Below are 23,881 nucleotides of genomic sequence, written 5' to 3' on the forward strand. Positions count from 1 at the left end.
AGCGCAGGGTGGGTGCGGCCCGCAGCGCAGCGAGGACACGGCCCTGCGCGCCTTGACGGCACACGGCCGCGGGCTACAGTCGCGGACAAGGTGATGGAGTCAGGGAAGACGGCTGGACATGGCAACGGCCATCCCACAAGCCGACCGCACGGCAAGCGAAGCGCGCAGGCCCGGATCTGGAAGCCGGGCCGGAGGCGTCAGCCGAGCAGCGTGAGGGAACGATGGAAGCCCGGCAGGGGCGAGACACCGTGGCCGCAGGACGCGGGGGCTCGATGCGCTACGCGCACGACAGCGCGACCGGCCATCTCCCAGGTGGCCGGGGACGCCCATCTCAGTCATCAATGCGAGCCACTTGAAACGTCTGCCTGCACCCCAACATGTTCGACTTGCATCAAGCCATCGACAGGGAGGCGAACATGGCAGATTTCTGCATCACAGCGGTCAGGTACAACAAAGATCGCGAGCACATCGAATATGTGCATGTGCGAGAGGAGAAGCCGAAAACACTTGGCGCCGCTCGTATGGTTTCTCGCGCCTTCGTGGCAGATCTCATTCGCCTTGGCAAAGCCACCTTCCAGACCAGGACGAAAGCAGACGACATTTGGAAGCTGGGAGCGCAGGTGCATCTCATCGACGATGTCTACCTGACCACCGACAGGAACAGCACCGAGCGGGACAACCTGGGCCATCTACCCGAGTTCTGACACGGGGCACTGCTTCCGGAATCTTCCGAGCAAGGCAGCCTTCTCCGATCCACTGCGATAGGGTGCGTAGGCGCCCCTTCGTGGATCAGGCGACGATGCGCCCGGCCAGCCGCGCATCACGTGCGTAGCCGCTCAGCCGCTTCTCGGTTTGGAAATGCAGGTCACGCTCGACCGGCAAGCCCAGCCGTCCGCGCAAGGCCGCGATTCCCTGCAGACTGACCCAGCCGATCTCTGGCATCCCCAGGCCCAGGTCGCAAAGCCCGAAAGCGTGATCGTGGTCATCGGGATCGATCTCGGTCAGCAGCCAGGTCGCGCCAGCATCCGGCGTGAACAGCTTGACCACGGGCGCCGGATCGAAGTCCGGGTTCTGCAGGGATTCGCGGCCGTTTGCCAGCAGCACGATACGGTGCTCGTCGGTGATGAGTGCGTTGTTCATGGTGAACTCCTGAAAGGTTTCAGGGCGGGATTGCCCGACCCTTCCGGGGCACGGCGCAGCGCAAGCAGTCAATGATCGATGACGGCCGTTAGGCCGCAAGCGTGTCCGCGCGCGCTGTCATTGCCGGCGAGCACGCCGTGACACGATGACGGGAACAGCAAGCCAGCCTTCTCACTACCAACCCTGACAACGGTCTCGTGCCATGTCATGGCACGCTGACCTTCGCGTATCAAAACCGGGAGCCCATGCGGCTGGCTCACCGTGCCGCGGAACATCTCCACGTACTCGATGACCCGGTGTTGCGCGTCCAGGTGGATCACCGCGAACACCTCGTGCTCCAGCGTCGCGAGCTTGATTCGCAGGAAGTCGCGCACCGCCTGAGGCGAAGACAGCACCTCGCTGCCACGCAGTTGACCTTCCAGCACCCGCAGCGCCGCCTGCAGGACTTCTGCAGGATCCGCCGCACGGTAGCAGCCTGCGACATCGCGCACCAACAGGGATGCAGGGACAGCAGCATGGGAAGAAAAAGGAAACAGATCGAGCGACATGGCGAACTCCAGTGACCGGGCGGGATTGCCCGGGACCGGAACCGGCACATCGCAGCGCAGCTGTCACAGGTTCGAAGAAGGCCGAAGGACGTCAGCGTGCGCAGCACGCGCCGACCTTGATCCGCAAGAACGGTGTGCAAGGATGAAGGGAACCAGCAAGCCAGCACATCACGACACCTCCACGCACCCTGTGTTCACGGCAAGCGCAGCGCGCAGGCCCGGTTCAGCCGGGCCAGAGATGTCATCCGAACGCGATAAATGGTGAGAACGATCTGTCAGGACGCATGGCTCGACCGTATCAATGGGTGGCGAACCTGGAGCCTTAGCGGCGAAGACGCCGAGTTGAGGTGAGACCGGATCTTAGGGAGCATAAGCGCAGAGATATATTGACCGTCGAACCGCTGAGTGGCCGAAAGCCACTTGGCAGTGGAGGACGTGACAACTGTCGCTAACGAAATTGAAGAGCTCCGTGTCTGAAAGTACGCCCGCCTATTGAACATACCACCATGGCTAGGCAATCACAGCTTCGTTACCTTCTCCGTTGCCTCTACCAGGCTTTTCAGAAATCTAATGGCCTTCTCCAACTCGTCCTTTCGGATGAGGTGAGCCGCGGGCACTCCGGCGCTCGGGGCTTTTGAGCGATGCACCGCCTCGCCACGCTTCTTGATCAACGCGTCGAGCTCCAGGCGAGCACGGGCGCTGTCGTAGTTGTTCCACTGCCAGCCCGCCGTCACATCGACGCCCAGGAAGTCGGAGAACAGCTTGTAAGTCTTTTCGGTGTTGGGATTGTTGAACTGCTTGAGCGTCATCTGAAGATGCCGTAGCACGAATCGATTCTGGAAGCTGTCATTGCCTTCGCCCAGCCGTTGCTGCACAGCTTCCTGCACACGGTCTTCCACATAGGTCTCCCATGCAGTGCAAGCCATGATGAGCCCCGCTCGTTTCAATACCTCCGCATTCGGCGGTGGCGGAAGAATGTTGAGGGCGTTGAAGTGATCAAGCAACTCCACTGCATCCTTGATGGAACTGTCAAATGTCTCTCTGGCTGTTGGCATGTTGAACTCCCTCAGATGATCCGCTCAGAATCGCGGTTACTATTTATAACAACAGTCCCAAGGCGCACTACTTACACGGAGGAGCAAATCGATGCAGAAGACGACTGCGGCAGCGGAGCTTTTCCAGCACCTGAATGTGGAGAAAGCCGCGTTCTACCGTTGCATCATGGACGTCTTCGCCGCAGCCAAACGGCAGTACCGGCTCCAATTGCGTCCCGATGAGGTATTGGCAGAGGCTGATTGGGCTTCACCATCTCCACGCATCGAGGAAGTCAACGGTGCTTTGGCTCAATTGGCCGCCTGGGGAAATCTGGAATCGCAGCCCGACACCGCGCGCGTATCGTCGCTGAGCGATTTTTATCGTGCACGCTTTCTATATCGGCTGTCCCATGGTGGTGAAGCCGCGGAAGCGGGCTTGTCCGTTTTTTTCCAGACCCTGCGGCGGCGGGCCCAATTGCAAACAGTCGCACTGGAGGATATCGCCAACAGTCTTCAGTCGCTGCGGCACCTCATCGACGAATCGGCCTCAGCAGACGGTGCGGACGTCGCCAAAATGCACGAGGTCTTGCGAGACCTGGTTCGCGTGTTTGAGGACTTGGCCGAGAACGCCCAGGCGTTCATGGCTGGCGTAGCGCGCAGCCTGGAGCTTCAGCAGGCCGAAGCCAACACAGTCATCGCCTACAAGCGGCGCTTGATCGACTACCTGGAGCGATTCATGAGCGATCTGGTGCGCCGCTCGGATGGTATCGCCCAACTCATTGAATACCTTTCATCGCGTATGGACGCCGTCTTTCTTCAAATCGCGGCGCGCGAGGCGCGCGATACGGCGCCTGGCGATGCGCAAGACCAGACAGATGAAGAGATGCGTCGCTGGCGCGCGTGGCGAGAGCGGTGGAAAGGACTTCGAGGCTGGTTCCTGGCGGCAGGCGCAGAACCGCCCCAGGCCGAACTGCTGCGCGCACGGGCCCGTGCAGCCATTCCGCAGTTGCTGGGCGCGATCGCTGCCATGAACGAGCGGCGCAGCGGCCGCAGCGATCGCTCGGCGGATTTCCGAACATTGGCCCAATGGTTTGCCGCCTGCGACACCGAGGGGCAGGCACACCGTCTGGCACGTGCGGCCTTCGCACTCCAGCCGGCACGGCATTTCTCGCTCAATCCGCATGCCGAAGAGGAACTGCCGCCCAGCACCTCTTGGGCAGACGCGCCACCCCTGCAGATCAGCCCACGGCTTCGTGAATATGGAGAGGCCGCACCGCGCGGTGCGCTGTCACGTGTGCGGGATCGTAGCGCCGAGCGTGCGCAGATGGCGCAACAACTGACCGAAGAGTCACGCCAGGTCGATGCGGCGCGTCGACGGCTTGCCACTGGTCGTCCCTCTCGACTTTCGGAGATTGGCGATCTCGACACGCACGCCTTCGGTCTGTTTTTGAGCCTACTGGGTGAAGCCTTGGCGGAACAATCAAGTCCGGAGCAACCCGTGGAGCGTCAAACCGGGGATGGACTGCTGCAAATCCGCATGGAACCGCTGGATGGCGACAGCCAAGCCGAAATCCGCACGCCGGCGGGCATCTTTTCAGGAAGGGACCACCTCCTCACGATCGCCTTCACCCAGGAGCCGATATGAGTATACGTCCACTGCCCCGCCAAGACAGCCAGCGCCTGGGAGAACTCCAGAAGGCACAGCAGCAAGACGAATTCAGCCGTGGCGTTCGCGCCCTTCTAATGCGCCCGTTGATGGCGCCCGGCAACGAGGATTTTCCGGCCGTCAGGCGCCAAGCCGAACGACTGCGCGACTGGTTCGCACGCGAAGCCGGCTGGCCCCTGCATGTCGAGCGCGAAGGTGCCCGTTTGTTCAAACGACCGGCGAACCTGAGCGACGACACGCGAGGTCTGCCGGCCTACGACAAACGACGTTATGTCCTGCTCTGCCTGGCCTGCGCTGTGCTCGAACGGGCCGATCCGCAGATCACGCTGCAGTTGCTGGGGGAGCGCGTGGTGCAGTGGGCAACCGAGACCACGTTGACGTCACGCGGGTTCGAGTTCGCTTTACGCAGTTCCGCGGACCGCCGGGATCTCGTCGCCGTCTGCCGGACGCTGCTTGAACACGGTGTGCTGCAACGTGTGGCGGGAGACGAGGAAAGCTTCATTCACGACAACCGTGCGGCCCAGCACGACGCGCTCTACGACGTACAACGTCGCATGCTGGCCGGCATGCTCGCGGCCGTGCGTGGGCCATCCACATGGCGGCTGGAAGACATGCCGGTCGATTTCGAAGACAGGCTGCGATCATTGGTGGCCGAGCATGCGGTCGATGGCGAACAAGGACGCCGGGATGCACTGCGCCACCACCTCGCACGCCGACTGCTGGATGACGCTGTGGTCTACACGGCCTCACTGGACGCGGACACGCAAGCCTATTTCGTCAACCAGCGTGGTGCCATGGCGGGACGGCTTTGCGACGCCACCGGCCTGGTCGCCGAGCAACGCGCCGAAGGGTTGGCACTGACCGATGAATCCGGGCAGTTGACCGACATCTCCATGCCTGCGGAAGGTACCGAGGCTCATGCCACTTTGCTGGTCGCGGAACACCTCGCGCAGCGGTTGCGCGACGCGCAAGCTTCTTCAGTCACTACGGACGATGCCATCGCAGCGTTCTTGCGCGGCGCGGTAGACCAGTATGGTCGCTACTGGCGCAAATCGGCGCGCGAGCCCGGCGCAGAAAAGGAACTGGCCAGCATCGCGCTGGACAGGCTGAACAAGCTCCAACTCATCACGCACCAGGATGGTCAGGTCCGTCCACTGGCGGCCATCGCGCGATTCGCCATCGGCGAAACCCAGATCCAACCACCTGCCGCGCAGCCCATGCACAAGGGCTCAGCAGATACGCTCTTCGACGCATGAAAGACGCACTCTTTGATTCGCCCTCATCGTCGCGTCCAGCGCTGCCAGAGCCGCAGCGCGAGCGCTGGCAACCTCTTCGACTAGGTCTGGTGGAGCTATTCCACTACGACAGCGAAGAGTTCTGGTTCAGGGACGGCCATTTGCTCCTGCGCGGCAACAACGGCACCGGCAAGTCCAAGGTGCTTTCGTTGACCTTGCCGTTTCTCTTCGATGCAAATCTTCGGCCTTCGCGGATCGAGCCCGACGGAGACAACGGCAAGAAGATGGCTTGGAACCTGCTGATGAGCGGCTATCAACGCCGCATCGGCTACACCTGGATCGAATTCGGCCGCCGAATGGCGGACGGCACGCACCGCTACCTCACGCTGGGAGCAGGTCTGTCCGCAGCCACGGGCAAGACGCAGGTGGAGAGCTGGTTCTTCATACTGGAAGGGGTTGCAGGCGAAGACCCCCGTATCGGACAAGACCTCTGGCTGACCAGCGAACAGCGCGTGGTTCTCACCCGAGATCGTCTGCGCGATGCCGTTGAGGCACAAGGCAAGGGCAAGATTTTTGAGAATGCCCACAGCTATCGCCGAGCGGTCGACGAGCGCTTGTTCCAATTGGGTACCAAGCGCTACGAAGCGCTGATGGATACCTTGATTCAGTTGCGCCAGCCGCAATTGTCGAAGAAACCCGACGAAGCGGGCCTATCCCACGCGCTTACCGAGGCACTCCCACCGCTGCCGACGGAGCTGCTCGGCGATGTCGCCGAAGCACTCAACCAGTTGGAAGAAGATCGCATCCAACTGGACGAAACACGCCAACTTGAACGCGCCGTTCAACATTTCGAACAGCGCTACCGGACGTATGCGGGCACGCTGACGCGCCGTCAGGCGAGGGAGCTGCGCCAAGCCCAAACCGGATTCGACAACGCCAGCGAGGATCGAAACAAGGCGAATGCGGCACTGTTAGCCGCTCAAGCCGACGAGGCCCAAGCGATCGCCGACCACGAGCATGCGAAGCGGCTTCTGGTTGCCGCCCGGGAGCGATTGGAAACGCTTCAAAGCGATCCCGCCAATCAGGATGCCAACCGTTTGAGCCAGGCAGAGAAGGATTCAAAAGATCGGCAAGAGGAGGCGAATGCGGCCAGCCGGCTGCGCGACAACGCCCGACAAGCGCTGATTCGTGAAGAAGAACGCAGCCGGCGCTCGAACCAGCGCTTCGAAGCAGCCAAGAGCGAGCTGCTGGCCGCCCGCGCCCGGTGTGCTTCGGAAGCTGCAGTGGCCGGCACGGACGCTGCGCTCGCGGACAACCCACTCACCGCGCTGGCGCTGGAAGATCTCGCACAGATTCCGATTACTCAAATCGCCGCTGCGGGAGCGCTCTTGCGTGACGCCGCGAGCAAACGGCGCGGGAGCATCCGCCACATCGAACAGCGCCATGTCGCCGTAGCGAACAAGCTAACGGCGCTACAGACAGCACAATCCACGCAACGCGACCGGCAGGCGGAGCTGGAGGAATTGGCTGAATCTCGTGCCATCGCCGATCAGGAAGCAGAGACCGCAGGCAACGAATTGGCAGATGCATGGTCCGCCCATTGCGCTCGTTTGCAACAGCTGCGCTTCGATGCCCTGGAATCACTCGAACAACTCGCCATCTGGGTTGCCCGACCCGACGGCCCCAATCCGGTCCATGCGGTGCTGACCGAAGCCTATCGGAAAGCCGCCCTGCGACATGCGGGGCAACAACTCACATTGGACAACCGAGGGGTCGATCTGAAGCGGGAGCGCGCCGAACTCATCGACGAGAGAGCTCGGCTGGCTGCCGGCCACGATGCGGCGCCACCGATGCCGGCCACGCGCATGCCCGGTGTTCGCGAAGAGCGGGCTGGCGCACCGCTCTGGCAACTGGTTGACTTTCTTCCCCACGTGGAAGCGGGTGAACGCGCTGGACTGGAAGCGGCGCTCGAAGCCTCGGGCCTGCTCGATGCATGGCTCTCGCCCGACGGAGTCTTGACGCACGCCGACGGCACGCTACTGCTGGACACCACCTTGGCGCAACGACCTCCTGTTCCAAACGGCAGCTTGGCCGACGTGCTTCGGGCAGTCGTACCCGACGATAGCGCCGTTTCATCGATATTTGTGGCTGGAGTTCTCGCGACAGTGGCATGCGGCTCGAATGATTCCGGCGAAGCCGAATCGTGGATTGGGGCCGACGGCCGTTACCGCCTCGGCGTATTGGCTGGAGCGTGGGAAAAGTCTGAAGCCGTCTACATCGGCCACACCGCCCGGATGCGCGCGCGGCAGCGCCGCCTCGAAGAGATCGCCGCACGGCTCCTGGCAATCGACGACGAAGATGCGCGGATTGCACAAGAGCTCGAAGACCTGGCAACGGCCCGCCGTGGCGCGGAACACGAATGGAGCGAAGCGCCATCGGATGGACCACTTCATAAGGCAATTCAGATAGCCGCCAGCGCCGCACGCGACGTTCTGCAGGCCGGCAAGCGCCTTGATGCTGCCGATGGCCAATGCCGAACCGCAGAGTCAGAATTGCAGGCAGCACGCGACACCGTGGAGCGCGATGCCGCCGACCTTCATTTGCCCAGCGCACTTGATGACCTCTCACCTGTGTCGGATGCATTGGATCGGTTCGCCGATGCCCATCAGCACATGACGCAGGCTGCGCGTGAATGGTGCAGCGCAGGACCCGATCATCTCCAGCAGCAGGAGCGGGAGGAGGAGGCGCGCGGTGCAGTGCTGGAACGGGAAGAAGAGCTGGCCAATGCAGATGAGCGGGCAGAGAAGGCCAAGACTCGTTACGAGGTCCTCCAAAGTTCCGTCGGCGCGAAAGTCGAATCTCTTCGCCTGCAGCTCACGGCAGCGGCGAGTGAAGTAAAAATCGCTGAAGGAGCTGCAGACCTTGGTCAGACCAAGCGTACGAAGGCCGGCGAGTCACGCGCCATTGCCAGCACTCAGGCGGAGGGTGCGGAACGGCTGTTGGAAGAGCGCACCACCGCCCGCACACAAGCCATCCAGCGGCTCCAGCGCTTCGCCGAAAGCAGCCTGCTGGCCTCTGCGCTCCGGGATTTTCCGATCCCAGATCAAACTGGCCCCTGGACCATCGACCCCGCACTGAATCTGGCAAGACGGGCAGAGCAGGCGCTGGCCCAGGTGGCGGACGACGACGCAGCCTGGGGACGCATCCAGCGTCAAGTGGCTGAAGACCTAACCGAGCTGCAGCGTGCGCTGAGCGCGTTGGGCCACCAGGCCACCTCCGAGCCCAACGACTGGGGCTTCTCGGTACACGTCATGTATCAGAACCGGCCTGAGCGCCCCGACACGCTGTCGGCCCGACTGGCCGATGACATCGCTCAGCGGACCGAGTTGCTTTCGGCCAAGGAGCGGGAGGTTCTGGAGAATCACCTGCAAGCCGAGATCGCAGCCGAAATCCAACGCCTCATGCGCGCTGCAGACAAGCAGGTCAACGCTATCAATGAAGAGCTGCACAAGCGACCTACCTCCACGGGCGTGCGCTACCGGCTGCAATGGCAACCGCTGACCGCAGAAGAAGGAGCGCCGGCTGGATTGAGCGTCGCGCGCGAGCGTTTGCTCAACAGCAGTTCCGATATGTGGTCAACGGAAGACCGGCGGGTCGTGGGTGTCATGCTTCAGGAACAGATCGCCATGGAGCGCGCGCGGTCGGATGCCGATACTGCCGGCCCCGGCGGGAGCCTGATCGACCAGTTGGCCCGCGCGCTGGACTACCGCCGTTGGCATCGCTTCCGTGTGGAGCGCCAACACCAACAGGGTGATCCGTGGCGCAAACTCTCCGGACCCGCCTCTAGTGGCGAGCGGGCACTTGGCTTGACGGTCCCCCTTTTTGCGGCGATCTCCAGCTTCTACGGACGGGGGGGTAGCCCGCATGCGCCCCGCTTGATGCTGCTCGACGAAGCCTTCGCGGGCATCGATGACACAGCGCGTGCCCACTGCATGGGGCTGGTCCACGAGTTCGATCTCGATTTCGTCATCACCAGCGAACGCGAATGGGCATGCTATGCGGAGCTGCCCGGCGTTTCCATCTGTCAGCTGCAGCGACGCGAAGGGATTGATGCGGTGTTCGTGTCACGCTGGCTCTGGGACGGCCGAGCGAAACGTCGCGAAGAAGACCCGGACCGTCGCTTCCCCACGCTCTTGCAGCCATGACGATGACCTCTGACATCGATCCAAAGTTGGAGCGCCGACTAGGTGGCTCCGAGCTCAGTGCTTTGCGCCGTCGCCTGAGACGGCACTTTGAGCGCCATGGTGACAATCCCGAAAAGAGGGTACTTCAGCTTACGGGCCTCAGCCCCGCTGAGCATGAAGCCCTCGCGTTGATCGTCGGTCTCCCCTCTCGTTTCACCTCATCAGTTCGCATCGATATCGCTCAGTTCGATGCCGCTTTGCGCAATGCGGAGATTTCAGGGTCGCTGCGCGAGGCGCTGGAGCGCATCGACGGACCGCTAGTCCATCAGACCGCCGTCAAAGAAGAATTGCGCGCGCGCTGGGTTGCGACCTTCGAAACCTCCGCGTTGCTTCCGGCACTCAGCGCCTGGCTGCAGATAACCTCCGCGCGCAACCTGATCAAGCGCCTGGCCCGACAAGATCCCGACACAGCCATCAAACTGCTGAAGCAGGTCGGTGCGGTTCTGCAGCGTCTGCCGGCTGCGGGTTTGACACGCGCTCAGTTGGCAGCCGACGTACTCGGCAACGCGCATGCTCTCGATGGTGGCCAGCCGACGGCCACCTTGGTATTGGCGGTCTTGAGGCACGACGCCAAGGATGCCGGGCAAGAGCAAGAACTCCCGGAAGACGTTGTGGATGCGGAGAACATCAGCCGCCCTACGGAGCGGATGCGGGACACCTGGGCGCAGGCAGGCATCCTGGTCAATGAATTGGCCCGGCCTGTCTTGTTTCTTAACCTACCTGTTGATCGTGGGTCCGTTCCACCTGCAGCACTGGGTGAGCCTGGCTACCTGTCGTTGCGCCATTTGCTGCGAACGCCAATCACCTGGTCGGTTGCTGGCCAGATCGTTTACATCTGCGAGAACCCCAACATCGTGTCCATTGCGGCAGACCGCTTGGGCAGCGCTTGCGCGCCGCTGGTCTGCACGGATGGCATGCCTGCGGCCGCCCAGCGGGTATTGCTGAAGCAACTCGCCGATGCTGGTGCCAAGCTGCTCTACCACGGCGACTTCGACTGGGCAGGCATTCATATCGCCAACAACGTCATGCGGTTGTGTACAGCTACGCCTTGGCGGTTTCAGTCCAACGACTACAGCCAAGCCTTCGGGTTGTGCCCAAAAAAGGATCGGGATCTCTTGGGCATCACCGTGACGGCATCTTGGGACGCAGGCCTGGGCGATACCATGCAGTTGCACGGACTGGCGATCCCAGAAGAAGCTGTTGTATCCCTTTTGATTGACGACCTTAGGTCTTCGGGGAGGTAATTTTCCGGACAGCCATGCGATAAGCGAGGACGGTAAATGCTAGCCGCGGGGATATACGCCTGATTCGCTAATGATGAAGGGGGAAAATGACAGAGCCAACCATAACCTGCCCAAACTGTAAGACTAAAATTCGCCTCACAGAATCTCTTGCGGCGCCTTTAATAGATGCGACGCGAAAGCAGTATGAGCAGAGAATTGCGCAGAAAGATGAGGATGTCGCCAAACGCGAAAGTGCCATTCGGGAAAGAGAACGGCAGGTGATAGAAGCCAAGCGATCCCTTGACGAGCAAGTCGCCGATCAAGTAGCCGTACAACTAAAAACTGAACGGGAACGGGTTGTCTCAGAGGAAGCGAGGAAGGCGAAGCTTGCGGCCGCATCAGAGATTGATGCAAAAACTCGGGAATTGATAGAGCTTCAAGAGGTTCTAAAGATTCGCGACGAAAAATTGGCAGAGGCGCAAAAGACGCAAGTCGAATTGATAAAGAAGCAGCGCGAACTTGATGATGCCAAGCGAGAATTAGAGCTAACCGTCGAAAAGCGTGTTCAGGACGGGTTGGACGACGTGCGTGCCGCAGCGAGGCGCGATGCCGAAGATGGTCTGAAGCTGAGAATTTCGGAGAAAGATCAGACTATTGCCTCGATGCAGAAGAAAATTGAAGAGTTGAAACAGAAAGCAGAGCAAGGCTCTCAACAATTGCAAGGAGAAGTCCAAGAGATGGACTTGGAAAACCTTCTTCGCGCAAAGTTTCCGTTTGATTCTATTGAGCCCGTCGCAAAAGGAGAATACGGCGGCGACGTGCTTCAGCGTGTTGTAAGCCAAGCAGGACAGCCTAGCGGAGAAATTTTGTGGGAATCAAAACGCACGAAGAACTGGAGCGATGGTTGGCTCTCCAAGCTGCGCGATGATCAGAGAGTGGCGAAAGCGGAGATTTCTGTGCTTGTTAGTCAGGTACTCCCCAAGGGCGTAGAGACCTTTGACGTCATTGATGGGGTTTGGATCACCAGTCCGCGTACCGTTATCCCTGTCGCCACCATTTTGCGTCATACGTTGCTGCAAGTGAGTTTGGTCAGGCAGTCCAATGAGGGGCAGCAGACGAAAACGGAGATGGTCTACCAATATCTAACGGGGCCACGATTTCGTCACCGCGTAGAAGCGATTGTTGAAGCATTCTCGTCAATGCGGGATGATCTCGACAGAGAGCGAAAAGCCATCATGAAGCAGTGGGCCAAGCGTGAGGAGCAGATTGAGCGCGTCATGGGAGCTACGGTAGGGATGTACGGTGATCTGCAAGGCATTGCGGGTAGATCGTTGCAGGAAATTGAAGGATTGAGTCTGGCGGCATTGCCAGGGCCAGACAGTGAAAAGCAAGGAGATGATGAGCGTGAATGAAAAATCAAATACCACCTCAGTTTCGCCGGAGGCTCCTGCCCCTGTGGCAGCAGTGGTGACGTCAACGCAGCCCCTGTTGAACCTGCCTGTAATTCATGATGCGGCGCAGCAAGCGCGAAATCTTAGGCAAGTGCTTCAAGACGACAAGCAGCGCATTGGCTGTTTTGTCGGCGCTGGCTGCCCGCTCGGAGTCTATGACGCTGCTGGTGAGAAAAGCATCACGCTCATCCCCGCCATAGTTGAGTTAACAGCACGAATCACGGCGGGGCTTTCGAATAGTGATCAAGAGGCTGGTTCAAAATCAAAATACAAAGAGCATTGGGATGCCTTGTGTGCCGAGTGCAAGGAGGACGGCAATAAAGAGCCAACGGTTGAGGACATCTTGACTGAGCTGCGCACTTTAGCAAGTCGACGGGGGAATGCGTCGGTCTTGGGGATGACGAAGACGGAATTGAATAATTTGGATGAGAAGATCTGCACGCTGATTGCGGGCGAAGTGAGGAAGACCCTTCCCGAATACCGAAATGCATACAATCGTTTTGCATCCTGGATCGGGGGAGTAAATAGAGGCTCTCCAGTCGAGATATTCACACCAAATTACGATGTTCTGTTCGAGCAAGCATTTGAGCAACATCCAATCCCTCACTTCGACGGATTTGTGGGCTCCCATAAGCCGTGGTTCGATCTGGCTTCTATTGAGCATGATGCTATTCCTCCCCGGTGGACAAGACTATGGAAGCTTCATGGCTCCATCAATTGGGAAAAAAACGAGGAAACCGTCAACGGCTCGAAAATTTCCCGTGTTGTTCGCGTGACACGCGAGGCTGCGGATGGCAAGGTGATGATTTATCCATCACATCTGAAATATGATCAAAGCCGGCGTATGCCGTATCTTGCGATGCTGGATCGCTTGCGAGCCTTTTTCCATGGAAAGGATGCCCCGAGACTTGTGGTTTGCGGATACTCGTTCCTCGACGATCACCTAAACGAGGTCCTCCTTGATGGTTTGCGCGGCAATCGAAATGCTCAGTGTTTCGCGCTCATGTACTCAGGAATAGATCAACACAAACGAGTGGTTGAATATGCGAGGAAACAGAGCAACCTGACCGTTCTCGCCTGGGATGGGGCTGTGGTTGGGACCCGACTTGGACGATATCGCCCAGGAACCACAGGCGGGAGCGAACACCAGCCCTGGTTGACGGAAGTAGAGGTGGGTGACGGCGAAGTCAAAGAACTTCAGCCCAGAAGCCGTCTTGGCGACTTTCACTATTTTGGACTGTTCCTAGAGCAGTTGTGTGGCGGGGGAAATGCTGATGCACAACTCACATATTAACCCTGACCCTTCTCGACTTGGAACCGTCGAGGATGTCAATGGTTCCAGCGTGAGCGTGAAGCTTTCCGAGAATACGCCAGGAGGCCTGCTATTCGTTAATGGGGAGGCATATAGGGTTGGCCAGGTTGGCGGATTTGTCAGAATCCCGTCTGGCTACGTCGATCTTTATGGCGTGATATCCCAGGTCGGTGCCGGTGCTGCGCCTGGTCCAGCCGAGCTTGTGCCCCAGTTTGGCAATCGATGGCTTAGAGTGGAGCTTGTTGGGCAAGGGCGGCGAGGAACCAAGTTCGAGCGAGGTATTGCTCAATATCCGTCTATTGGTGATTCAGTTCACGTTGTCACCGAATCTGACTTAAAGACCGTATACGCCCCTGGTGATGATGATGGATATGTGGCAGTGGGGCGCGTCGCAAGTGCAGAGTCGATTCGCGCATACCTAGACATGAATCGTCTTGTCACTCGCCACTCGGCTATCGTTGGTAGTACAGGGTCGGGTAAATCAAACGCGGTTGCCAACATCTTAGGCGCAGTCTCTGATCGATCACGCTTCCAAGCAGCCCGCGTAGTGTTATTTGATCTTCACGGAGAGTATGCAAAGGCGTTTGGCGATCAAGCTCGCGTTTTTAGAGTAGGTGCGGATCAAACAGCAGGCGAAATGGAGTTGCATATCCCCTTCTGGGCGCTTACTGCAGAGGAATTTATTTCCATTTCAATGGGCGCTGTAACAGGGACGCAGTTAGTCCTGCTACAGGAGAAATTGCTAGCCAGCAAGCGTGCATCAAAGACTGGCGGCGTCCCTCATGGGTTACCCGAAATAAACGTTACGATCGATACGCCACTGCCATTTTCTGTTTATCAGCTCTGGCATGATTTGTATTCTCTCCACTGCGCCAGTCATTCTGTTAGCAGGAATCAGAATCAAACAGAAGCAACGCGCACCTATCAAGAGGATGGTGCCCCACCGGTCAAACAGATAGGCAATGCAGATCTTTTGGTTCGTCCGAAGTTTAGGCCGCTCAAGGATGAAAAAAATGATGCGGATAAAGTTTACGCGGGGCTCTACAGCGACTTGCCTCGTACGCATCTTGATAGCCTCGAAAGTAAACTTCGGGACCCACGCATGCAATTCTTGTTTCGTCCAGGTCAGTGGGCGCCGGACAAGGATGGTGTAACTGCAGCTGACCTCGATGCATTACTAGAGTCATGGATAGGTGCGGATACACCTATTTCAGTATTCGATTTGTCTGGCATTCCAACGGCGGTAGTCGACGATTTGGTTGGGGCCGTTCTGCGGATTCTCTACGACTCTCTATTTTGGGGGCGATTGAAGCAGGAAGGAGGTCGGAAGCGCCCCCTTCTGGCAGTCCTCGAAGAGGCTCATGTGTATTTGGGAGCCCAGTCGAAGAACCGCGCTTCCATTGCAGCCAAGCGCATTGCGAAAGAAGGTCGGAAATATGGCGTTGGCTTAATGCTTGTCAGCCAACGACCATCCGAAGTCGATACCACGATACTCTCGCAATGCGGAACCGTAGTAGCGTTGCGCTTGACCAACGACTCAGACCGTTCCCAAGTCACTTCCTGTGCTTCTGACAACTTGAAAGGGTTATTCTCAATGTTGCCAGTTCTTCGCACAGGAGAGGCGCTAATCGTGGGTGAGGCTGTTAATATGCCAATCCGAGCGGTTATTGATCGACCGCCGGAGGGTAAGCGGCCAGAGAGCGATGACCCGGAAGTTGTAGTGCCAAAGGGCTCGGATGGTAAACGCATCAGGCAAGGCGGTTGGACCGAGCCTGTGCTCGGTGAAGATTACAAACCCCTTGTCGAGGCTTGGCGTAAGCAAGATCCACAGGCCGGAACAAACGTCGGCAATACTTAACCTAGGAGACTCTCCATGGAGCGCACCCCTGTTAGTTCAAGCAATGTCAGCTCAATTGGCTACGACGCGGATAGCCAGACTCTCGAAGTTGAATTCAACAATGGTGCCGTGTATCAATACTCGGGTGTTCCCGAGTACGAGTATGACGGGCTCATGAATGCTGACTCCAAAGGGAAGTATTTGCATTCGAATGTCAAGAATCGGTACTCCTTTTCGAAGCTGTAGATTGCGCCTCGCCAGCGGCGCGTTGCTCGATCTGCAACCGGGCCCGCTGCGTTGCCTGATGTAGCCGTTCCACCAACATCGCACGCGGCGGCAAGGTGGTCAGGTACTCGGCAACGTGGATGCCCGATTTGTCCAGTTCCAGCAGTTCGATCTGTTCGGACTTCTTGCCGGTGCAGAGGATGATGCCCAACGGCGCGGCTTCCTCTCGCTCCCGCTCGAATTTGTCGAGCCAGCGCAAATAGAGCTCCATCTGCCCCTTGTAGGCTGCCTTGAACTCGCCGACCTTCAATTCGACCGCCACCAGTCGGCGCAGCTTGCGGTTGTAGAACAGCAGGTCGAGGTGAAAATCCTCGCCGTCGATCTGGATACGCTTCTGCCGGGCCACGAAACTGAAGCCACCGCCCAGCTCCAGCAGAAAGGATTCCATTTCGCGGATGATCGCCGCCTCCAAGTCGCCTTCTTGCCAGGTGTCCCGCAGGCCGAGGAAATCGAGGATGTACGGGTCGCGCATGACCAAGGCAGGCGACATGCGCTGCGCATCGCGCATCGTCGCCAGTTCCTGCGCGATCGTCTCGCCCGGCTTCTTGGACAGCGCCGTGCGTTCGTAGAGCATCGAGTCGATGCGCTCGCGCAGCGTCCGCACGCTCCAGCGTTCGGCGCTCGCCATCTGCGCGTAGTAGTCCCGCTGGAGCGGGTCTTTCAGCGGCATCAGCGCGATGAAGTGCGTCCAACTCAATTCTCGTATCAATGATACGAGAATCTGCTCGTCGGGGAAGGTGACCGCGAACTGCACCATGCGGCGCAGGTTCTGCTCGGCAAAACTGCTGCCGTACTCCCGCACCAACTGCGCCGCCAGGGTCGGCAACACTTCCTTGCCATAGGCGCCGCGGCGCCCGTCCAAGACTTGCGTGTGGATGCGCTGGCCGATGCGCCAATAGAGCATCGTCAACTCGCTGTTCACCGTTGAGGCGGCGCGCTTTCGCGCCACCTCGATCAGTGCCCGAATTTCGCCCAGCAGCGCTGATGGTGCTGCAGACGGTGCCCCTGGCGTTTTGCGCGGGGTCATGCCGCTACTCCCTCGGCCTGTCTTGCTCCGGTGATGGTCTTGCGCCGGTTCGCCACCAACTCGGCTGCTTCCCGCACCGGCTTGTCCTCGGTGTGGACATAGCGCATGAACATCGCCACGGTCTTGTGTGCCGTCAACGCCATACCGACCTTGACCGGGATGCCCGAGTTGGCGATGTCGGTCGCCGAGCGGTGGCGAATGCCATGCGTACCTACATGGCTAACACCTGCACGCTTGAGGATGCGGGTCCAGCCGCTGTAGTACTCGCCCGTGGTCATGTGCTGTCCCGGGTGATTCGGCGAGGGGAGCACATGCGTGCAACCGTGTTGGCGAGGCGCGGTGGACAGCAGCCGGTGGGCCTCTTCGCTCAAAGGCTTGGACATGCCACCGGTCTTGCTGTCGGGCCAGACTACGCGCCGGTTCTCCAGATCCACCCAGTCCCACTGGAGCGTGATGATCTCGGAGCGGCGACCAGCGAACTCGAACTGCAGCCGAATGGCTAGAGGAAGGATCGCATGATCCAAACCCAGGCCATCGGTTTCTAGGAAGTCGAGGTAGCGGAACAGTTTGCCCATCTCGTCATCGCTGATGAGGTGAGTGGCCTTGCCGTTGGGGTACATCGGGACGTGGCGGCACGGGTTGGTGCCGTCGGACCGGTAGCCCCAGACCTCTGCCAGGTTGAACATTTTTCGCATCACACTGAAAGCGCGGTTCGCTTCGGCCGGCTTGTGGGCCATCTTCTTCATTGCCGTGGCCACGTCCGGCCGCTTCACGTCCTGGACCTTCATGCGGCCCATCATCGGGACGATGCAGCGGTCGATGACGGCCTGGTACCCGCGCTGGGTGCTGGGCTTGTTGCGCTGCTTGGAGTGATCCTCCATGAACTTCTCGCACAGTTCCTTGACCGTCGGAGCGGCGCGAGCTGCCGCCTTGGCCGCGCTAGGATCGCCTCCCCGGCGCACTTCAGCCAGCCATTCCTGGGCTAGCGAGCGGGCCTGCTCGACGGTCAATTCCCCGTAGACGCCCAAGGCGGGCTTGCGGCGCTCGCTGGCGTTTGTGCGGTACTGGAGCATGAACACCTTGCGGCCGGCTGGAGTAACCTTGCACAGGAAGCCGGGCACCAGCGTGTCCCGAAGTTCGACGGCTAGGGCCTGAGGTTGTGCCGCATCGATTGCGGACTTTGTGAGCTTGATTTTTGCCATGATGACTCCTTGGAAAGACCCGGTTTCCAGGGGCCACATGGGAGCCATGCGGGTGCAAGCCGGGTCAAGTTTCGGAAAGCACCGGCATATGTTGAACTCGCCTAAGTGATTGATAAACCTTCTGTATCGGGCTTCAGCGTAGTCCAGCGAAGTTCGGTGCTGGCATCATGGTGAAATGAAAAAAGCCACCTGCATGACACAGGCGGCTCGCGCGCAGAGCTGCGGGCTCTGCAGGGAGGACAGGCGGTACGGGCCTAGATCATGAGCGCCAGGCTTGCGTCCAGGTGCTCGGTGGGCTGGCGCTTGAAGCCCGAGCGCGCATAGCGCTGCAAACGCCCCAGGGCAAAGGCCGTGAGCACGTTGGCCGCCACCTGGGCCTCGACGCTGGGTGTGGCCGAGCCCAGGGCTCCGGCAGCCGGGCGCAGGCATTGGCGCAGCGTGGACTCGATGCGGTCGAAGAACTGGTTCATGCGGGCCTGCAGGCGCTCGTGCTCGAAGATGATGGCATCGCCCACCATGACGCGCACCATGCCGGGATTGCGCTCGCCGAACTGCAGCACCAGGGCGATCACGCGGCTGGCCTGGAGCCGGCCGTCGCCGGACTCGACCTCGGGATCGGCGATCTCCCGGCCCACGATCTGCTGCACCAGCGTGAACACCGACTGTTCGATGAAGTCGATCAGGCCCTCGAACATCTGGGCCTTGCTCGCGAAATGCCTGTAGAGCGCAGCTTCGCTGACGCCCAGGTGGGCAGCCAGTGCAGCCGTGGTGATGCGTTCGGCCCCGGGTTTTTCCAGCATGGCCGCCAGGGCCTGCAGGATTTGCTCGCGCCGTTCGCCGGGCTTGGGACGTTTGCGGGCGGGGGGTGTCGTGCTGACGGTCTCGTCAGCTGCGGTCTGGGTCTCAGCGGCGGAAGATGGTGACAAAACTTCGGTCTCAGGCATAGGCAACTTACGATTTGCAAACAATTCTCTCACAGCCATTGGATCTTGGCCTACACAAAACCGTTCACATGCGGCTATGCAAGGCCTTGGAACGCAGCCAGCCATGGGCCGCACATGCAACGCGCCTCACGCAGGCGCGGGAGGCTGCAAGGGCAGCTCCAGCGCCGCCAGCAGGCCGCGCTCGTGAGCGCCGGCTGCAAAGCTCAGACGTCCCTTGTGCAGCAAGGCAATCTCCTCGGCAATCGCCAGGCCCAGACCCGTGCCCTCGCCGGCCGCGCCCTGGGCCCGGTAAAAACGCTGGGTGATCTGCTGGCGCTCCATTTCGGGCACGCCGGGGCCGTCGTCCTCCACCTCCAGAAACGCCCATTCATGGTCGTCGCGCAGACCGCAGCGCAAGGTAACACTGCCGCCGGCCGGCGTGTATTTGACCGCATTCTCCACGAGGTTGGAAAGTAGTTCACGCAACAACCAGCTATGCCCCCAGATGCGCGCCGGTGCCACCTCCAGCCCGAAATCCAGGCCCTTGAGGCTGGCCTGATCGAAGAACAACTCCAGCATGCTTTCGCACAGCTCCTTGAGATCCAGTGGCTGCAGCGGCTGGGCCTGCACATTGCGCACATCGGCGCGCGACAGGGCCAGCAGCTGGCGCGCCAGTTGGGAGGTACGGCGCGTGGCATCGCGCAATTGCTCGATCTGGCTCACGCTGAGCATGAAGGACGGCTGGTCTTCGGCCAACCCCGCGCGGCCCTTGGCGCAGCGCGCGCTCAAGGCCCAGGCCTCGACCTGGGCCTGCAGCGCGGCCAGCGGCGTGCGCAACTGGTGGGCTGCATCGGCCACGAAGCGGCGCTGGCCCTCGGCCTGGGCATTGACCATGGCGAACAGCTGGTTGAGCGAGCGCACCAGCGGCCTGACCTCGGCCGGCGATCTTTTCTCGTCGATGGGGCTCAGGTCGCGCGGGGAGCGGCGCTCCACGGCCTGGGCCAGGGTCAGCAGCGGCCGGAAGGCCCGGCTGACCGACCAGTAAATCGCAATCCCCGCTCCGGCGATCAGCAGCACGCTGGGCAGCAGCACATGCGTGAGCAGCTGCCGCACCCATTGCTGGCGCACATCGCTGCCGTCGGCCAGCACCAGCACCATCTCGCCCGCGCCATAGGTCTCGGCGCGCTGCACGGCCACGCGATAGGTCAGGCCGTCATGCTCCTGGCTGTGGAACTCCACCAGCGGCGTGCTGGGCACCTCGAACTTGATCCAGCTGTCCCCGGCCTGGATATGCCCCTGCAGATCCGCAACCGCATAGACGGCCTCGTCGCCGCGCTGGCGCAGAAAGTCCTCCATGCTCGGCGTGAGCGCCACCAGCGGCGGCGTGCCTTCGGCTATCGAGGGAGCGAGCACGGAATCGGCCAGGGACGGAAGCACGCGCAGCAAGCGCTGGTCGTGCTGTATCGAAGCCTCGTCGGCCGAGCGGTAACCGAACCAGCCGCCCATCAGGGCCAGCAGGCTCAAAGGCACGATCAGCAACACCAGGAGACGCAGGCGCAGATTGGCCGTCATGAATGTACCTTTTTCGTCAGCCGGATCGCTTTCCTGGGAAACAGGAAAAACAAGGAGCAGCTACCGCCTTCCAACATTGGATTTCAGGCCGTTTTCAATCTGAATTCTTTATCTGGTAAGCGCAAGCAGCTATCAAAATAGAAGACCGCAACACACTCAAGACGTACCAGGAGCCAGCTCCAGCCGGTAGCCGAATCCGCGAATCGAGCGCAGCGCCACACCATAGGGCTCGAGCTTGCCGCGCAGGCGCGAGACATAGACCTCCACGGCATTCGGCGTGATCTCCCTGTCCCAGCCCGTGAGAGCCTGCAGCAGCTTGTCCTTGCTCGCGGGTTTGGGCGCGTGGATCAGCAGATATTCAAGCACCGTCCATTCGCGCGGACCCAGCTCTATGGGCAGCAGCCGGCCTTCGCTCTCGCCATCGTGCGCAGGCTGACGCGCGCCCACGCGGCGCCCTGCGGTATCGAGCTCGATGGGGCCGAAGCTGAGCACGGCCGAGGTTGCGGCCTGGGAGCGACGCAGCAGGGCGCGCAGCCGCGCCAGCAGCTCGGGCAGTTCGAAGGGCTTGACCATGTAATCGTCGGCGCCCAGATCCAGCCCCTGAACCCGATCCTGCAAGGCATCGCGCGCCGTCAGGATCAGCACCGGCATGGCCGCGCTTTCCATGTCGCTGCCGCGCAGGCGGCGCGTGAGCTCCAGCCCGTCCATGCCGGGCAGGCCGATGTCGATCACCGCCAGATCGAAGGACTCCTCGGCCAGCACCTCCAGGGCGCGCTCGGCACTTCCCACCCAGTCCACGGCATAGCCTGCGTCCGACAGGCCCAGCTTGATCCCGCTGGCCACCATGACATCGTCTTCCACCAGAAGCAGTCGCATATCTTCACCTAGGTCAAAAAACAAAAGCCGCCCCGAAGGCGGCTTGCGGCAGATTCAGCCCGGACCTGAAAGCCTCGCGCCGCGCCAGTCCATGATCTTAATGGCTGCGAATCATGGTGCCGTAGGCCTGATCGCTCAGGATCTCCAGCAGCATGGAATGCGGCACGCGGCCGTCGATGATGTGCACGGCATTCACGCCCGCCTTGGCCGCATCCAGCGCACCGCTGATCTTGGGCAGCATGCCGCCCGAGATCGTGCCATCGGCAAACAGCGCATCGATTTCACGCGCCGTCAGATCCGTGAGCAGCTTGCCCGCCTTGTCCAGCACGCCCGGCGTATTCGTCAGCAGCACCAGCTTCTCGGCCTGCAGCACCGTGGCCAGCTTGCTGGCCACCACATCGGCATTGATGTTGTAGCTTTCGTTTTCTTCGCCAAAGCCAATCGGGCTGACTACGGGAATAAACGCATCATCTTGTAAAGCTCTCACCACACTTGGATCAATAGAAACAATATCCCCAACCTGGCCCACGTCGTATTCGATGCTCGGATCCTTGTTGTCCAGCAGCTTGAGCTTCTTCGCGCGGATCAGGCCGCCATCGCGCCCCGTCAGGCCCACGGCCTTGCCGCCCGCCTGGTGAATCAGGCCCACGATGTCCTGCTGCACCTCGCCGGCCAGCACCCATTCGACGACCTCCATGGTCTCGGCATCGGTCACGCGCATGCCCTGGATGAACTCGCCCGCCTTGCCCAGACGCTTGAGTGCAGCCTCGATCTGCGGCCCGCCGCCGTGCACCACCACGGGGTTCATGCCCACAAGCTTGAGCAGCACCACATCCTCTGCAAAATCGGCCTGCAGGGCCGGATCGGTCATGGCATTGCCGCCATACTTGATGACCATGGTCTTGCCATGGAACTTACGGATATAGGGCAAGGCCTGGGCCAAGATCTCGGCCTTGTCGCGAGGGGCAATCGTCAGAGCAGTGTTCATTTGTTCATACGGGCGCCACATGGGACAATTCCTAGCGCACCATGGGAACCGCATTGTGCCGCAACTGCCAAGCCAGGTTCTTGGCCTCACGCATTCTCCAAGCCGATTGCCCGGCTCTTTCAAAATCCACTCGCGGTAACCACGTACCACCACCCACACCGAATGCCAACGCTGAATTTTCTGATTTCCGAGCTTTTCAGATACGACGCCCTGGTCGCCGCCCTTGCGTCGCTGCTGACCTGCTTTGCCCTCGTACTCACCAAGTCCTGGCATGGGAGCTTTTCCATGGACTGGACCAGCGGCGTGCAGAAAATGCACACCAAGCCCACACCCCGTATCGGGGGCATTGCGATTGCCGTCGGTGTTCTCGCCGGCTACGCAGCCTCCAGCCATGGCCAGGCCGCAGCCGAGAAACGGGCCATTCTCAGTGCCATCCTGCTGGCCGGTCTCCCGGCCTTTATTTTTGGCCTGCTCGAAGACGTGACCAAAAAGGTCTCGGTCAAGGTACGCCTGCTGGCCACCATGGCTTCGGGCGTGCTCGGCTGGGGCATTACCGGCACCTCACTCACCCATGTGGACATTCCCGGCATCGACTGGCTGCTGAGCTTCACCCTGATCTCGGTCCTCTTCACCGCCTTTGCCGTGGGAGGTGTGGCAAATGCCATCAACATCATCGATGGCTTTAATGGCCTGACCGCAGGCACGGCACTCATCATGCTGACCGCCTTCGGCCTCATCGCCCGCCAGGTGGGAGATATTCCCCTGGCCTTTACCAGTCTTATCATTGCCGGCGCCGTCCTGGGCTTCTTTCTGGTCAACTGGCCGCGAGGAAAAATATTTCTGGGCGATGGTGGCGCTTATTTCCTCGGCTTCACCCTGGCCTGGATCGCCGTGCTTCTGCCTGAAAGAAATGCAGCCGTATCTCCCTGGAGCAGCTTGCTGATCTGCTCCTATCCAATTATTGAAGTGGCATTCAGCATCTTCAGAAGAAAATTCCTGCGCGAAGGATATCCTGCCACTCAGCCCGATGCTGTTCATCTGCATACACTGGCGAACAAGCGCTGGGCCAAGAAGATATTCTCGAATTCATCCAAAACAACCCAAAATGGACTGACCTCTCCATTTCTATGGGTTTATGCCCTGCTGCCCTGCAGCGCTGCCATTGTTTTTTATGACAGCAAAATTTTCACACTGCTGTCTTTGATAGTCAGCATCAGCGCCTACCTTCTCATGTATAGCAAGCTGGCGTTTTTTCGCTGGATTCCTAAAAAATAAAAATACAGAATTTCAATGATCCAGATGGTTCAGCATCCCTCAT

The 23,881-nt window shown here is 60.2% G+C and carries 19 protein-coding genes; 10 read left to right on the top strand and 9 right to left on the bottom strand.

Translation table 11 applies throughout. The features are described from left to right. The first annotated feature begins 377 nt into the window (after positions 1–377). Entirely contained in the window at positions 378–704 is a 327-nt protein-coding gene (locus G486_RS0108485; RefSeq protein ID WP_211233765.1) for a DUF3892 domain-containing protein, read from the top strand. An 85-nt stretch (positions 705–789) separates the two neighbouring features. Here the strand turns inward: G486_RS0108485 and G486_RS0108490 are convergent, their stop codons facing one another. From G486_RS0108490 to G486_RS0108500, 3 genes are all read right to left on the bottom strand, one after another. Then, complete coding sequence (locus tag G486_RS0108490; protein WP_027015161.1) at positions 790–1,140, bottom strand: DUF2958 domain-containing protein; 351 nt, start codon at positions 1,138–1,140, stop codon at positions 790–792. Between the two features lie 68 nt (positions 1,141–1,208). Next, positions 1,209–1,688 carry a JAB domain-containing protein gene (locus G486_RS23420; RefSeq protein ID WP_084455130.1) on the bottom strand — a complete coding sequence of 160 codons (480 nt, stop codon included), beginning with the start codon at positions 1,686–1,688 and terminating at the stop codon, positions 1,209–1,211. Between the two features lie 518 nt (positions 1,689–2,206). After that, the gene (locus tag G486_RS0108500; RefSeq protein WP_027015162.1) at positions 2,207–2,743 is read right to left on the bottom strand and encodes a HEPN domain-containing protein; all 537 of its coding nucleotides are present in this window, start codon (positions 2,741–2,743) and stop codon (positions 2,207–2,209) included. Positions 2,744–2,834: 91 nt separating this feature from the next. On the opposite strand from G486_RS0108500, the gene G486_RS0108505 reads away from it, so the two are divergent. The 8 genes from G486_RS0108505 (at position 2,835) to G486_RS23430 (ending at position 15,936) form a co-directional block, all read left to right on the top strand. Beyond that, complete coding sequence (locus G486_RS0108505) at positions 2,835–4,367, top strand: TIGR02677 family protein (RefSeq protein ID WP_027015163.1); 1,533 nt, start codon at positions 2,835–2,837, stop codon at positions 4,365–4,367. Next, positions 4,364–5,644, top strand: a complete 1,281-nt coding sequence (locus tag G486_RS21820; RefSeq protein ID WP_034386992.1) for a TIGR02678 family protein — start codon at positions 4,364–4,366, stop codon at positions 5,642–5,644. Before G486_RS0108505 ends, G486_RS21820 begins: the two co-directional genes overlap by 4 nt. Beyond that, on the top strand, positions 5,641–9,828 hold the full coding sequence (locus tag G486_RS0108515) for a TIGR02680 family protein (protein ID WP_034386995.1): 4,188 nt from the start codon (positions 5,641–5,643) through the stop codon (positions 9,826–9,828). Before G486_RS21820 ends, G486_RS0108515 begins: the two co-directional genes overlap by 4 nt. Further along, positions 9,825–11,111: a TIGR02679 family protein gene (locus G486_RS0108520; RefSeq protein ID WP_027015165.1), complete on the top strand. Its 1,287-nt coding sequence runs from the start codon at positions 9,825–9,827 to the stop codon at positions 11,109–11,111. Before G486_RS0108515 ends, G486_RS0108520 begins: the two co-directional genes overlap by 4 nt. Before the next feature lie 86 nt (positions 11,112–11,197). Further along, the gene (locus tag G486_RS0108525) at positions 11,198–12,502 is read left to right on the top strand and encodes a DUF2130 domain-containing protein (protein ID WP_027015166.1); all 1,305 of its coding nucleotides are present in this window, start codon (positions 11,198–11,200) and stop codon (positions 12,500–12,502) included. Further along, positions 12,489–13,835 (top strand): SIR2 family protein, encoded by a 1,347-nt coding sequence (locus G486_RS0108530; RefSeq protein WP_211233766.1) that lies wholly within the window; start codon positions 12,489–12,491, stop codon positions 13,833–13,835. The genes G486_RS0108525 and G486_RS0108530 overlap by 14 nt, the downstream gene beginning before the upstream one ends. Continuing rightward, positions 13,810–15,711, top strand: a complete 1,902-nt coding sequence (locus tag G486_RS23425; protein ID WP_211233767.1) for an ATP-binding protein — start codon at positions 13,810–13,812, stop codon at positions 15,709–15,711. The genes G486_RS0108530 and G486_RS23425 overlap by 26 nt, the downstream gene beginning before the upstream one ends. Before the next feature lie 15 nt (positions 15,712–15,726). After that, entirely contained in the window at positions 15,727–15,936 is a 210-nt protein-coding gene (locus G486_RS23430; RefSeq protein WP_084455131.1) for a KTSC domain-containing protein, read from the top strand. Here the strand turns inward: G486_RS23430 and G486_RS21825 are convergent. From G486_RS21825 to argB, 6 genes are all read right to left on the bottom strand, one after another. Then, positions 15,905–17,002 carry a PDDEXK nuclease domain-containing protein gene (locus tag G486_RS21825; protein WP_051303311.1) on the bottom strand — a complete coding sequence of 366 codons (1,098 nt, stop codon included), beginning with the start codon at positions 17,000–17,002 and terminating at the stop codon, positions 15,905–15,907. The genes G486_RS23430 and G486_RS21825 overlap by 32 nt on opposite strands. Further along, on the bottom strand, positions 16,999–18,204 hold the full coding sequence (locus tag G486_RS0108550) for a tyrosine-type recombinase/integrase (protein WP_027015169.1): 1,206 nt from the start codon (positions 18,202–18,204) through the stop codon (positions 16,999–17,001). Before G486_RS0108550 ends, G486_RS21825 begins: the two co-directional genes overlap by 4 nt. 254 nt (positions 18,205–18,458) lie before the next feature. Beyond that, positions 18,459–19,148, bottom strand: coding sequence for a nucleoid occlusion factor SlmA (gene slmA / locus G486_RS0108555; protein WP_027015170.1), 690 nt, complete (start codon positions 19,146–19,148; stop codon positions 18,459–18,461). Between the two features lie 126 nt (positions 19,149–19,274). Beyond that, the gene (locus G486_RS0108560; RefSeq protein WP_027015171.1) at positions 19,275–20,699 is read right to left on the bottom strand and encodes a sensor histidine kinase; all 1,425 of its coding nucleotides are present in this window, start codon (positions 20,697–20,699) and stop codon (positions 19,275–19,277) included. A 156-nt stretch (positions 20,700–20,855) separates the two neighbouring features. After that, positions 20,856–21,575, bottom strand: coding sequence for a response regulator transcription factor (locus G486_RS0108565; RefSeq protein ID WP_027015172.1), 720 nt, complete (start codon positions 21,573–21,575; stop codon positions 20,856–20,858). 97 nt (positions 21,576–21,672) lie between these two features. Then, positions 21,673–22,563: an acetylglutamate kinase gene (gene argB, locus G486_RS0108570; RefSeq protein ID WP_027015173.1), complete on the bottom strand. Its 891-nt coding sequence runs from the start codon at positions 22,561–22,563 to the stop codon at positions 21,673–21,675. Positions 22,564–22,725: 162 nt separating this feature from the next. On the opposite strand from argB, the gene G486_RS0108575 reads away from it, so the two are divergent. Continuing rightward, positions 22,726–23,838, top strand: a complete 1,113-nt coding sequence (locus tag G486_RS0108575; protein ID WP_027015174.1) for an MraY family glycosyltransferase — start codon at positions 22,726–22,728, stop codon at positions 23,836–23,838. The last annotated feature ends 43 nt before the right edge of the window (positions 23,839–23,881 follow it).

This window comes from Comamonas composti DSM 21721 (assembly GCF_000429845.1).
GTDB classification, from domain to species: domain Bacteria; phylum Pseudomonadota; class Gammaproteobacteria; order Burkholderiales; family Burkholderiaceae_C; genus Comamonas; species Comamonas composti.